Here is a 14,264-nt window from a genome sequence, read left to right on the forward strand (position 1 = left end):
AGTGAAAAATAACCGATTCCACGCCAAAAAGAATGGTCTTTTGACGAATGCCCTATTTTGAATTGATGAATGCCCTTTTTGAATTAACGAAAGATCAATACGGACTTTGCTGTTTCTTCGATTTCTTGTTTGTTCATCATCATTTTTCGAAACTCACCCTTCACATACATTTCTGCTTGGTCTTGATAATGTTTGCTCAATGGATTTCCAGATTGCCCTGTTGGCAATATGCTAATACTGTTCTCAACATCGGAGAAATCAACGATACGCCTTGTGGATGGACCAGAACTTACTTTGTAAAATCCTGTGCTATCATAAGGAAAAGATAGGTTATTGATGACTTCTCGTGTTCCTTCCACTGGAAATGGCCCTACATTGAAGTATTTCCGTAACGATTCCACTTGTCCAAATGGATGTTGATGCTCCAACGTATGTACTTTGTCCCACGACCACTGACTTGGATCTGGGCCAAAATCGGAAACCAAGGATTTCCATGCATCGGTGAAAGATTTCATGACAATACCCTCTCTTGTCTCCACTACATCAGTGGTATTTATATTGTCCCACCATTTACCGCTCCTCATTTGAGCTCCCCAAGCAATTTGTCTTTTGAACAAATGGGTAGATAGGAATTGTTCAAACATTTCTGACCCTAACTCATCTTCCATGGTGTTTTTCACCATATAGTATAGTGTTCTGTGGTAGATTACTGGATTAGTACTATTTAAGGTATATTTTCCGTCCCAATTTTTCAAAGAATCCAATAGCACCAATTGTTCTTCGTTTAAATGGGTAACATCAAACAGTTTGATCAATTCTGAGATTACTTCTATGTTCACAGGAGAAGTAACATCTAAAATCATTTCGGATATGGACTCTTTGTCCCAGTCGTCTTTAGCGTCCAATAACTGTACGATCCGTTTTGCCCTATTTTCTGGCAAATAATACCCTGGATAGAGCATTCCTGCTATTGAATCTGGTTGATTGTTGGCAGAATACACATAATTTGATGGTGGGTTCTCGGACATTGGATTTTCCGAAAAATCCAAATAGCGTAGCGGTTCTTCTTCACCCGATGTTCCATCCAAAACAAACTTGGTGGACAAACTATCGGGCATTTGATAGAGTTTTGCCGTGGCCCACCATGCCACATTACCTTCTGCATCTCCGTACATAACATTTAGTCCCGGTGCGTGGATATTCGGCAATGCACTTTTAAACTCTTCCATGTTTGTTGCATGGCTAAGTCCATAAAGTGCGTGTAGTACCATGTTTTTGGGTTTGGTATAAATCCACGACATGGATATAGGACGCTCACCGGTAATTTGGTCTGCAATATTGTTCAAGACGGGGCCATGATGCGTTTTTTTATAGGTAAAGGAAACGTCCTCACCATCCTTCACTTTAATGGTTTTGTTTACGAACTCATAGTTTTTCCAACCTTCTGCCGTTTTATATTTGGTACTGTCCGATGGATTGGTTTCTTCGTAATAAAAATCAATATCATCATTCTCGAACATGGTTAGGCCATAGGCCAGTTTTCTATCATGTCCAAGCAAGGGAAATGGCACACCTGCCAAATGATACCCATATTTCTCATAAGTTGGGGTGCTAATGTGGGCTTCGTACCAAACGGAAGGTTGGGCAAATCCAATATGTGGATCATTGGCAAAGATCACTTTTCCATTTTTAGTTTTTTGGGGTGCCACCACCCAACTATTGCTTCCTTCGAACTGTGGTATGGGAAGCTTGTCCAAGGCTGCAGTTACACTTGCCGTTACATTGGCTCCCAAAGTGTCCGTTTTAACTCCTTTATAATTTTTAATCCAAACAGTAGTGGTATCCGAACTAATGGTCAAATCATCCATGTACTCATCTCCCAGCTTATTGCGCATAGAGGTCAACAATGGGTCTGTTTTGTGAGCCATGGCAAAACTAAAGGCCATGTAGCCCACAGCGTTGTACACATCTTCCAAAGCAAACGGTTCCTTTTCAATACCGGTTACATAAAATTCAATGGGTGTTGGACCATTTTCTATAAACTCGTTTATCCCATCCAAATAGGCTTGGGCAAGTGCAATGGTTTCATTCTTACGGTCCAGTTCTTCCAATGTTGTACGAGTATGGTCATCTATGCCCAACGACAACAAGAACTTATCTGTTTTAACCATGTCCTCGCCAAAAAGTTCTGAAAGCCTCCCTTTTGCCACTCTGCGCAATAATTCCATCTGCCATAATCTGTCTTGGGCATGCACATAGCCTAAAGCTCTTAAAGCATCCGTTTCATTGTCAGCATAAATATGGGGAATACCATAAGGGTCGAAATAAGTGGTCACCTCATTGGAAATACCCGGCAGCGACTTTTCGCCTCCGTAATCCGGCTTAAGGCTATTAATAAATATGGCGACACCAATGATTACAATAAGAAGCAGTCCTAGGAGTACAAGAAGTACTTTTTTGTATTTTTTCACGAAGATGAGTTAAGTCAGTTTGTGCACCCTAAGTTAAAACTAATTTATTAATCCGTTGCGTTAAACAATTGACAAATGTCAATTATCTACCCATGGAAAGATGGTGGTTTTCCAAGCCCGATTTCAACCATGCCTCATATGTTTCCACATCTACATATTGTACCGCCTCATTCAAAATCTCCAAATTTGGGGATAGTAGCACGTAGTACGGTTGGGAAGCTGCATTGAAGTTAATGGTTTGGAAGGTCCCCCATTTTTGACCTATGGTCTCTATGGTTTTAATTCTCCCTGAATCGTACTTAAAATCGAATTGTTCGGATTCGGGAAGCTCTTTTCTATCATCGATATAAAGCGAGATTAAAACATAATCTTCTTTTAACATGGCATATACACCAGGATCACTCCACACATTTTCTTCCATTTTTCTGCAGTTGACACAGGCCCATCCCGTAAAATCGAGCAAAATAGGTTTATTGACCTCTTTTGCGTATGCCACGCCTTCGTCAAAATCTTTGTAACAATCCAATCCTAAAGGACAGTCACTTTCTGTTTCCACCACACTGTAAAAACTTGGTGGAGGAAACCCACTCAACAATTTTAAATGTGTAATATTAAAAAGTCCCAGCACTAAATAAACAGTAAAAACCAAACTTACGATTCCCGTTAGTTTTCTGGCGGGCGAAAGGTTTTTCTTTGGTCCATCGTGTGGGAATCTTAAGATACCAAAGAGGTACAAGGTCATCAAAATGAACAATACCACCCAAACACCTAAAAATATTTCTCTTTTAAAAATGCCCCAGTTGCCTACCAAGTCGGCATTGGACAAAAATTTGAACGCCAACGCCAACTCCAAAAAGCCAAGCACCACTTTTACCGTGGTCATCCATCCACCGGATTTTGGCAAAGAATTCAACCACGCAGGGAACATGGCAAACAAAGCAAACGGCAAGGCCAAAGCCAAACCAAAACCAACCATTCCCGAAGTTAAGTTTGTTGCCACATTACCCTCTGCCAACGTTGTGCTCCCCAAGAGTCCGCCCAAAATGGGTCCTGTGCATGAGAAGGACACAATAGCCAATGTTAATGCCATAAAAAAGATACCAAGGCCCCCTCCTACTTTGGACGAAGCAGAATCCATCTTGTTGGCCCAAGAGCTGGGCAAGGTTAATTCGTAATAGCCAAAAAACGAAAAGGCAAAAAAGACAAAAATGACAAAGAAGAACACGTTGAGCCAAATATTTGTGGCTATGGTGTTCAATATTTGCGAATCCACCGAATTGAACAAATGAAACGGTAAACTCAACAAGAAATAAATCAACACAATAAAGAATCCGTACAACAGGGCATTACCCACCCCTTTGGTCTTATTTTGTGATTGTTTGGTGAAAAATGAAACTGTTAATGGAATCATTGGGAAAACACATGGGGTCAACAATGCAATAAGTCCCCCTATAAAACCAAGACCAAAAATCACCCATAAATTGGCCTGTCCCTCGGAGTCCGACCCGCCATTTTGGTTCAGTAGGTTTTTGTTTTTTAAATCTACCTTTAAAGATTCCCCGAGAGCTTTGCTTCTTTCGTCCAAAGACATTTCTTCCGCGACAAAACCTTTTCCATCCAACGAAATTTGAAAATACTCATCGACAGGAAGGCAAACTTCCTTACAAATCTGATAAAACAGGTTGACTGATACTTGGTTGATTTCAGGGTCAAGCAATTTAATTTTTTGAGTGAAAATGGCCTCTTTCTTAAAAAAAGTCTCTTCTACCTCAAATATATCGCTGTACTCTGTTATGGTTTCACTTTCCTGGGTTTCACCAAGTAACTCGTAATCCTCTCCAGCTTTTTCAAAAGAAAATTCACTGGGCAAAGAGCCTCCTTCGGCAGTATATTGGGAATACACGTGCCATCCGTCCATAATTTTCCCCTTGAACACCAATTCGTATTCGGTATCGGACAATTTATGTACTTCGTGGCTCCAAACTGCTGGATTCTCATCGGTTTGGGCGAATGTTATTAGATTAATGAAAAATAATCCTAAAAAGAGTATTGATAATCTCATGTAAGTTGGGTAATCTTTAATATTTGTCGGGTTGAATCCTCAACCTTGAATCGTTCGTCGGCCCTTTTCCCTACAACCCAAATAATGTTGTTGTCCGAACAAAGTAACCACTGTTTTTCTTTGGAAATCAGGTCCATTTTTTCATCTTTAAAAAATTTGGACAACTTTTTCTTGCCTTGCATCCCAAAAGGATAAAAATAGTCGCCTTTTTCCCAGTTCCTTAATACTAACGGAAAGTTTAACTTTTCCTTATCCAAAAATACGACATTTCGTCCCTGTTTCTCAATGGTTTCTACATATTCCAATTTCAAATTAACCGGGACGTTCGGTGGTGTATCCTCCAAATAAATTGGGTAAGATTCTTTTTTCTTGGGTTTGAGCTCAGAAAGAATAAGACAATCCCTATCCTTAAGCAACTGATGGGTACTGGAAACCACATGTTTACCACTTATGGCGGTCAACAATCCTTTTACATCTTCCCATTGCGTAAAACCATAGTCGTGGAACAATCCGAAGAGGTACGGTTCCAAAGGTACCAGTTGTTCCAGTTCCGAAACACGTATTTCAATAGCCCCGTTTTTTGGTTTAAATAAATTGGTTTTTAATTCATTTAATTGATGTTTCAACAAATCATTGGTCTGCTGCAAATTGTCTTGGGTCTTCAAGAAATTTTGTAAAAAAGTAGGATGCAGTTCTTTTAAAAGCGGTACAATTTGATGGCGTATCTTGTTGCGCAGATATTTGATACTGGCATTACTGCTATCCTCACGCCATATCACGTTTTCCGATTTGGCATAGTCCAAAATCTCCTGTTCCGAAAAGGGCAATAATGGGCGAACTACATGTTGGTTTACTTTTGGTATACCTGACAGTCCTTGGATTCCGGTACCTCGAGATAGATTGATAAGAAATGTTTCCAAACTATCGTCCGCATGATGGGCGGTCAATACAAAATCAAAACTATGGGCTTGTAACAATTCGGCAAACCATTGGTAACGTAATTCTCGAGCTGCCATTTGTATAGAAATGCCCTGGGTTTCGGCATAATCCGCTGTTTTAAAACACGCTACAAAAACCTCAACACCAAGTTGGGCTGCCAGTCTTCGCACAAAATCCTCATCGCCATCACTCTCTTCAGCGCGAAGGTTAAAATTACAATGGGCCAAGGCAATGTCCATGCCTTCCGAAATACACAAATGTGCCAATACCACACTGTCCACACCCCCACTACAGGCCAATAGCAGTTTTTTTCCTTTTAGGAAAAACATGTTTTGGCCAATGTGTTCTGAAAATTTTGGGAACATGGTGCGAATTTACAAATTAACCCTTAGCCTTCCTCCAATACTGTTCGCATAGCTTTTGCTTTTAGCAAACATTCTTGGTATTCCTTTTCCGGGTCGGATTTTGCCGTAATGGCACTACCTACGGAAAATGACACGTATTTTTTATTGGCATTGTACAAAATACTCCGGATCACCACATTAAAATCCAAATCCCCTGTTGGATCAAAGTATCCAATTGCGCCGCTGTACAAACCTCGTTTGGTTTCTTCCAGTTCTTCAATAATTTTCATTGCAGAAATTTTTGGAGCACCCGTCATACTACCCATAGGAAAGGTTTCCTTTATAAGTTCAATTGGATTTTTATCTACTGGAACTGTTGAAACTATAGTTGAGATCAATTGGTGTACTTGCTTAAAGGTATATGGTTTACATAGTTCTTCCACTTGTACAGACCCCTTTAATGCACTTTTAGCCAAATCATTACGAACCAAATCCGTGATCATTATATTTTCTGAGCGCTCCTTCTGATCTTGGAGCAGATCATTTTTCATTTTTTCATCCCCAGCTGTATCTTTTCCACGTGGTGCAGTCCCCTTTATGGGTTGTGAAATCACTTTTTGCCCTATTTTTTTTAGATACCGTTCTGGCGAGGCACACAAAAGATATCGTTCTCCCAATCTAACAAATGATGCAAAAGGTGGTTCGGAGATATTATTTAATTTTTGGTACGTTTCCCAGGGATCAATATTTACATCTACTGCATAAAACTCTTGGCAAAAATTGGCTTCGTAAATATCCCCACGATGGATATGTTGTAAAAAACGGTCGGCTTTTTCAAAATAAGCATCCTTATGGATTCGCATTTTAATTTTGATAGGGCTCTCTTGTTTCTTTGGTACAACTTCCTTCTTAAAGTTCGTTATCTCTTCAAGATCCGCTTCAATTTCGTGAGCAAAAGCATTCAAGTACTTAAAATGAATTTGCCCATCATCAATTAGTATAATTTTATGGGGTTGAAAAAATTGTATCACCGGAAATTCCAAAACATCCAAATTCCTTGAGGTCAATGCTTCCAACTCATTTTTAAAATCATAGGAAAAATAGCCGAAAAGCCAATCTTTTTGGTGCTCCAGAAACGTTTGGAGCTCGTCCACATTCTTAATCATCTGCGAATTACCTATGGCCAAGCAAGCCTCGAAACTGGAATATGGGTCTTGGTGCGAATTACTGTCCAACCAAACTACATTGCAATGCAACCTCGACCATTGAAACAGCTTCTTTTTACTTTGTAAAAGAGCATTGAGCTTAAAGGATCGGTGTGTTCGCAATACCTATTGATTTACGGAATCCAAAAATACGTTCAGCGCTTCTTTATGTTCCGACTTTAATGCCTCGTCCAAAACACCTTGATCGCTAAAATTATCACGAAAAGAAGGGAGCGAAAAGGTTGAAACTATTTCTGCCCCAAACCTTGGCAGCATATTTTGAATGACCTCCAAAGCGCCTTTCGCCCCCCTCTTTCCAGCAGAAGTTGACATCAACAACACTTTGGTTCCCTCCAAAAAATTACGATCTAGTCTCGACAACCAATCCAAAACATTTTTAAAATAGGCCGATGGGTTGCCATTGTGCTCATTCACCGATAAAATAAGGCCTGATGAATTTTTAATATCCTCCTTCAATTCCACCAAGGAATTGGAAAACCCATTGTCTCTTTCGTAGTCCATACTGTACATGGGAAAAGGGTACACAGCCATGTTCAGCGTCTGAATATCATGGTCTTGAACCAAAGAGACGGTATATTTTACCAATTTAAAATTGATGGAAGCTGAAGAATTGCTCCCAGCCAATACCAAAATTGCAGCCATAGTATAAAATCATTGATTGTTTCGCTAAAATACCCCAATTGAAACAGAGATGCGACTATTTTGTATATTTTTGACGCGTGGAACATCCAAACTACCTGCTAAGCAAGTATATATGGGTGAATTTTAACCGAATGAAGGCCAAGGATAACAGGTTGTTTTTTATTGATGCCATGCGTGCATGGGCTATTTTGATGATGTTGCAAGGGCATTTTATCGATGGCTTATTAGACCCTGTATTTAGGGATTTAAACAACCCAGTTTATAGTGTTTGGCTTTACTTTAGAGGGATTACCGCACCTGTTTTCTTTACGGTTTCGGGATTTATTTTCACCTACTTATTGATTCGTGCCCCGCAAAGCGGTATGGATAACCCCAGGGTTGGCAAAGGTATCCGACGTGGCTTGCAGCTGTTGGCCATTGGTTATTTATTGCGTTTAAACTTGGGAGGTCTTTTCAAGGGTGAAATCTATAGTTCGTTTTATTTGGTGGATGTGCTTCACTGTATCGGACTTTCCATTTTGGGACTTATTGGCACTTATGTACTGACCGCTAAAAAGAAAAAATATGTGTTTCCGTTGGTTTTGGTAAGCATAACTGTGGTGCTCTTCCTGTTCGAGCGGGTGTACAACGATTGGTCTTTTGCCTTTTTACCCGAATTTTTGGCCAATTACTTTTCCAAAGCGAATGGTTCGGTATTTACCATCATTCCTTGGTTTGGCTATGCCACTATGGGTGCTTTTATCTCGGTTCTTTTTACACGATTTAAGAATTATAGGAATCTGTACCCTGCCGCCATTTCCATCGCATTGACGGTTGGGTATGTGTTGATCTATCAATCATCCAATTTTTTTGAAGTGCTTTATAATTGGACTGGTTTAAACTTCTTAAACCTGATTTTGACCAATAATTACTTGTTTATCCGTTTGGGGAATGTATTGGTTGTATTTGCGGTATTTATGATGCTTCGGCGTTTTATGATGAACAAAACCGTCTTAAGAATTGGGGCGAGTACGCTTTCCATTTACGTAATCCATTTTGTTATACTTTATGGCAGCTTTACCGGATTGGGACTCTACCGTTTTTTCAATCTTTCGCTCTCTCCTGAAGTAGTGGTGCCGGGTGCTCTGGTCTTTATGGTTGCCTGTACATTTTTGTCATTGCGATACAACAAGTACGAAGCGCATCTCAAATCGCAGATTGCTTGGGGCGTTTCTTTTGTAAAGACACAGTTGATTGAGTTGAAAGTAGCTTCCATTCCCATTTTTAAAGAGCTTATTATGAGGTTCCGGTTATTCCTTAGGAGGGTTTTCCGGATTGTTAGGAGCTAAAAAAAGCATCCAATCCTTAGATTGAATGCTTTTAAAATTATCCAAAATATATGCTTTTCGTCAACCTGAACTTGATTCAGGTTCCCATCACAATTCAACCATCAGCCTAATGAGATTCTGAAATGAATTCAGAATGACGGCTCTTCGTCAACCCGAACTTGTTTGAGGTTCTCATCACAATTCATCCATCAGCCTAATGAGATTCTGAAATGAATTCAGAATGACGGCTCTTCGTCAACCCGAACTTGTTTCAGGTTCCCATCACTATTCATACATCAGGGCAATGAGATTCTGAAATAAATTCAGAATGACGGACCTTCGTCAACCCGAACTTGTTTCAGGTTCCCATCACAATTCATCCATCAGCCTAATGAGATTCTGAAATGAATTTAGAATGACGGCCCTTCGTCAACCTGAACTTGTTTCAACTTCCCATCACTATTCATCCATCAGCGCAATGAGATTCTGAAATAAATTCAGAATGACGGACCTTCGTCAACCTGAACTTGTTTCAGGTTCCCATCACAATTCATCCATCAGCCTAATGAGATTCTGAAATGAATTCAGAATGACAGCCCTTCGTCAACCTGAACTTGTTTCAGGTTCCCATCACAATTCATTCATCAGCCTAATGAGATTCTGAAATAAATTCAGAATGACGGCTCTTCGTCAACCCGAACTTGTTTCAGGTTCTCATCACAATTCATCCATCAGCACAATGAGATTCTGAAATGAATTCAGAATGACGGCTTTTCGTCAACCTGAACTTGTTTCAGGTTCCCATCATAATTCATCAACTCACTGAGATGGGATTCTGAAATGAATTCAGAATGACGGCTCTTCGTCAACCCGAACTTGTTTCAGGTTCCCATCACAATTCGTCCATCGGCCTAAGGAGATTCTGAAATGAATGCAGCATGACGGCTCTTCGTCAACCTGAACTTGATTCAGGTTCCCATCTCAATTCGTCCATCAGCCTAATGAGATTCTGAAATGAATTCAGAATGACGGCTCTTCGTCAACCCGAACTTGTTTGAGGTTCTCATCACAATTCATCCATCAGCCTAATGAGATTCTGAAATAAATTCAGAATGACGGCTCTTCGTCAACCTGAACTTGTTTCAACTTCCCATCACAATTCGTCCATCAGCCTAATGAGATTCTGAAATGAATTCAGAATGACAGCCCTTCGTCAACCTGAACTTGTTTCAGGTTCCCATCACAATTCATTCATCAGCCTAATGAGATTCTGAAATAAATTCAGCATGACGGCCTTTCGTCAACCTGAACTTGTTTCAACTTCCCATCACAATTCGTCCATCAGCACAATGAGATTCTGAAATAAATTCAGAATGACAGCTCTTCGTCAACCTGAACTTGTTTCAGGTTCTCATCATAATTCATCAGCTCACTGAGATGAGATTCTGAAATGAATTCAGCATGACGGACCTTCGTCAACCTGAACTTGATTCAGGTTCCCATCACAATTCGTCCATCAGCCTAATGAGATTCTGAAACAAGTTCAGAATGACGTACATTACTTCTTTTCAGCGGGATATCCTTACCTACACATGCAAGGCCCTATCATCGGTTGCTGCCAATGCAGCTTCCTTAACGGCTTCGGCAAATGTTGGGTGTGCATGACTCATACGGGAAATATCTTCTGCGGAGGCCCTAAATTCCATTGCAGTTACTCCTTCTGCGATCAAATCCGCACAACGTGCCCCGATCATGTGAACGCCCAATACTTCGTCGGTGTTCTTATCGGCTAGAATCTTTACAAAACCATCAATATCCATACTTGCTCTGGCTCTACCCAAGGCTCGCATTGGAAATTGTCCTACTTTGTAGTCCACGCCCTCTTCCTTCAATTGCTCTTCTGTTTTACCTACCGCGGCAACTTCTGGCCAAGTATAGACCACGCCTGGAATCAGGTTATAATCTATATGTGGTTTTTGGCCCGCCAAGATCTCAGCGACCATGGTACCTTCTTCTTCGGCCTTGTGTGCCAACATGGCTCCTTTTACCACATCGCCAATGGCATATATGTTGGAAACATTGGTCTGCAAGTGCTCGTTCACTGCTACTCTGCCCCTATCGTCCAATTGTACTCCGGCGGCTTCGACGTTCAATCCATCGGTATACGGTTTACGGCCTACACTTACCAAACAATAATCTCCGGTAAGGGTAACCTCTTTGCCTTTTTTGTCATCAGCCTTTACGATTACCTCGTCGCCTTTGCGCTCCACGGATTTAACTTTATGGGAAAGGTTGAACTTCACTTTTTGCTTTTTCATCACCTTGGTGAGTTCTTTGGACAATGCCCCATCCATACCGGGTATTATGCGGTCCATAAATTCCACCACGGTAACATCGGCACCTAGGCGCTTGTACACCTGACCAAGTTCCAGACCGATAACGCCACCACCAATTACGATCATGTGTTTTGGAATTTCCTTAAGTTTTAAGGCTTCGGTGGAAGTGATTACTCTTTCCTTATCTATTTTTATAAATGGCAGGGACGATGGCTTGGAACCTGTGGCAATTATACTATTCTTGGCCTCAATGGTCTCTACACCATCCTCTTTTGTGATATTCACATGTGTGGCATCCTTAAAGCTTCCAACGCCATGGTAGACATCAATCTTGTTTTTGTTCATCAAAAACTCGATGCCCTTGGTAGTCTGGTCCACCACGCCTTGTTTGCGGGCGATCATTTGCTCCAAGTTCACTTTTATTTCTCCCGGAATATCGATACCGTGTTCCTCGAAATGCTTAATGGCATCTTCGTAATGGTGTGATGAGTCCAAAAGTGCTTTGGATGGGATACAGCCCACGTTTAGGCAAGTGCCCCCCAAGGTGGGATACTTTTCTATTATTGCTGTTTTCATTCCCAATTGGGCACATCGAATGGCCGCTACATAACCTCCGGGTCCAGAGCCTATGATTGCTACATCATATTGATTCATAGTGTATTGTTTGTAAGGATAATTGCTTAAAAGGTTTCTTCTTTAAAAACTACTGTAAAAATACAAATGTTTTTTGGGACAAACCGAATCTATTCTGTGGGAAGTATCCAGTGGGCAGGTTGCAGTCGGCAGTTGGCAGGGTTGCAGTGGGAAGTTTGAAGTTAGACGTTGGGTGGAGGGTGAAAGGTTGTTGGTTGTTGGTAACTGACTACTGCGTACTGGTTACTGGTTACTGATTACTGCTTACTGCTTACTGGTTGATGGTTGATGGTTGATGGTTGATGGTTGGAAGTACGAAATCAGATGTGAGATTTGAGATTTGAGATGTGGGAAGTTGGATGATTCGATTATTGGAACATTTGATGAATGCTTGCTGCTTACTGCCTACTGGTTAATGGTTGATGGTTGATGGTTGATGGTTGATGGTTGATGGTTGATGGTTAGTTGAAATTGTTTTTTGTTTTTGTTTATTGCCTATTGATAATTGATAATTGATTACTGCTTACTGCCTACTGCCTACTGCCTACTGCCTACTGCTTACTGCTTAATGGTTAATGATTAATGGAAATTGCTTATGGTTTATTGTCAATTGTTCACTGTCAATTGTTTATTGCTAATTGCATCAATACAAAAAAAGCCCCCCGTTTGCACGGAAGGCTCTATCTCTATTACAATAGAAATTTCTGATCTTTAGTTACAGTTTACGATACCTGCTGTAGTGATGATCCAGCTATTAGGATCAGATTCAAGAGTGGCAACAGCACTTATTAAATCGTCAGTTACGCATACACCTACGCCTTCTGCTCCAAGTGCTACATTGGACTGTACATCTAAACCGGACCAGCCAATCAAGGTGTTGGAAAAATTGAGGGCTGACATTCCTGATTCATCAAACATTCCTGACATATACTGAACATTACTTATATCCCAACCACCAAGATTCTGATCAAATGAAAAGGCATGAAGGAACATGATAGCTGTATCGGTAACATTGCTCACATCCCAGCCACTGATATCCCCATTAAAGGATTCGGCCTTATAAAACATCCCTTCTAAATCGGATACTTGGGAGAGGTCCGGCGCATCTGTGGCATGGTATTCCATATTTACACACTGGTAAAATGCATAACGAAAACTTTTCCATACAATTGCCCCCCATTGGTTAATGCTCTTTAAAGCTTCACGAGCAGAATTATTTTCAGACATTTGAATTACTGGAAAACCTCCCTGTATGGCAACGGTATAGGTGCCCGCTGTTTCGTAAACATGTGTCAGGTCTTGTAGATCGGCCAACTGTTCAATGGTGCCATCCCCCCAGTCAATGGTGAAATCGTAATCAAAGTTATCATTTGTACCTATCTTCAATTCAAAATTGTTCTCGGGCACCTCCCATGTGGTGATAAAGGATGCCGGGTCCTCGAACATACTTTCAATGACATTTACCACTGTGATCGTTATCGTTGCATCCACGGCTTCGGTACCATCGGTCACCGTTACGGTCAGCACATGTTCTTCTGCGGTCTCAAAGTCCAGCTCCTTTCCATCGGCAAGGCTCAGTTCCCCTTCGGCACTTACCTCGAACAGGTCGTTGTCGTTGGTGGTAAGGGTGTACTCCAATGTATCCCCATCCCCATCGGTGGCAGTAACCGTGCCGATTGGATCGGTATCGGATATGTCCTCCGATGCTTCAAAGGCGTAGCTCTCTTCTCCAAACACGGGGACCATGCTTATATCACCCACGTTTATGGTGATCGTGGCGGAGGCATCTTCCTCTCCGTCGCTCACCTTTACGGTAATTTTATGGGAAACGGCATTGCTAAAATCAAGGCTCTTCCCTGTGGCCAAACTCAAAACTCCTTCTTTGGTAATACTGAACAGGTCACTGTCATTGGTGGTGATGCTGAATGTAAGTGCATCTTCATCTGCATCTACGGCCTTTACCGCGCCTATAACATCGATGTCGGTAATTGTTTCCGCCACATTAAAGGACTGGTCCGTGATCACCGGGGCCTGGTTTGTTGGCGCGGTGGGACCGTCGTCCTTGCCACAGGACCATAACAGGGCCAGTGCCATTACTATTGTTCCTAATTTGTTCGGTAATTTTCTCATAATTTAAATCTTTTTATATACTAGTATCTTGGCAAGATGGAACATTTCAAAAAAAATTATGTGGACGATCTTATCCCTGCGCTGTTTAAGTTGATGGATGCTGCTTTTAAATTGACGGGGGATATTTAGATGCTAGATGCTAGATGTGAGATGTTAGACTACTGGTTAATGGTT

Annotated in this window: 8 protein-coding genes; 1 reads left to right on the plus strand and 7 read right to left on the minus strand. The window is 41.1% G+C overall.

All coding sequences use genetic code 11. From position 1 onward, the window contains the following. Positions 1-83 precede the first annotated feature (83 nt). From MWU56_RS03520 to MWU56_RS03540, 5 genes are all read right to left on the minus strand, one after another. Positions 84-2,471 carry a penicillin acylase family protein gene (locus tag MWU56_RS03520; protein ID WP_247042310.1) on the minus strand — a complete coding sequence of 796 codons (2,388 nt, stop codon included), beginning with the start codon at positions 2,469-2,471 and terminating at the stop codon, positions 84-86. A gap of 82 nt (positions 2,472-2,553) precedes the next feature. Continuing rightward, positions 2,554-4,533, minus strand: a complete 1,980-nt coding sequence (locus MWU56_RS03525) for a protein-disulfide reductase DsbD family protein (RefSeq protein WP_247042312.1) — start codon at positions 4,531-4,533, stop codon at positions 2,554-2,556. Further along, positions 4,530-5,801 (minus strand): tRNA lysidine(34) synthetase TilS, encoded by a 1,272-nt coding sequence (gene tilS / locus MWU56_RS03530; RefSeq protein ID WP_247042314.1) that lies wholly within the window; start codon positions 5,799-5,801, stop codon positions 4,530-4,532. Before tilS ends, MWU56_RS03525 begins: the two co-directional genes overlap by 4 nt. Before the next feature lie 59 nt (positions 5,802-5,860). Then, a complete protein-coding gene (locus MWU56_RS03535; RefSeq protein ID WP_247042316.1) occupies positions 5,861-7,144 on the minus strand; it encodes an anthranilate synthase component I family protein in 1,284 nt (427 codons plus the stop codon). Positions 7,145-7,147: 3 nt separating this feature from the next. Further along, positions 7,148-7,684 carry an NADPH-dependent FMN reductase gene (locus MWU56_RS03540; RefSeq protein WP_247042319.1) on the minus strand — a complete coding sequence of 179 codons (537 nt, stop codon included), beginning with the start codon at positions 7,682-7,684 and terminating at the stop codon, positions 7,148-7,150. Between the two features lie 131 nt (positions 7,685-7,815). Here MWU56_RS03540 and MWU56_RS03545 point away from each other — a divergent pair, with 131 nt between their 5' ends. Then, positions 7,816-9,012: a heparan-alpha-glucosaminide N-acetyltransferase domain-containing protein gene (locus MWU56_RS03545; RefSeq protein ID WP_247042320.1), complete on the plus strand. Its 1,197-nt coding sequence runs from the start codon at positions 7,816-7,818 to the stop codon at positions 9,010-9,012. A 1,565-nt stretch (positions 9,013-10,577) separates the two neighbouring features. Here the strand turns inward: MWU56_RS03545 and lpdA are convergent. Next, positions 10,578-11,981, minus strand: a complete 1,404-nt coding sequence (gene lpdA / locus MWU56_RS03550; protein WP_247042335.1) for a dihydrolipoyl dehydrogenase — start codon at positions 11,979-11,981, stop codon at positions 10,578-10,580. Positions 11,982-12,671: 690 nt separating this feature from the next. Further along, positions 12,672-14,090: a BspA family leucine-rich repeat surface protein gene (locus tag MWU56_RS03555; protein WP_247042337.1), complete on the minus strand. Its 1,419-nt coding sequence runs from the start codon at positions 14,088-14,090 to the stop codon at positions 12,672-12,674. Positions 14,091-14,264: the final 174 nt, after the last annotated feature.

This window comes from Allomuricauda sp. F6463D, from assembly GCF_023015965.1.
Taxonomy (GTDB): domain Bacteria; phylum Bacteroidota; class Bacteroidia; order Flavobacteriales; family Flavobacteriaceae; genus Flagellimonas.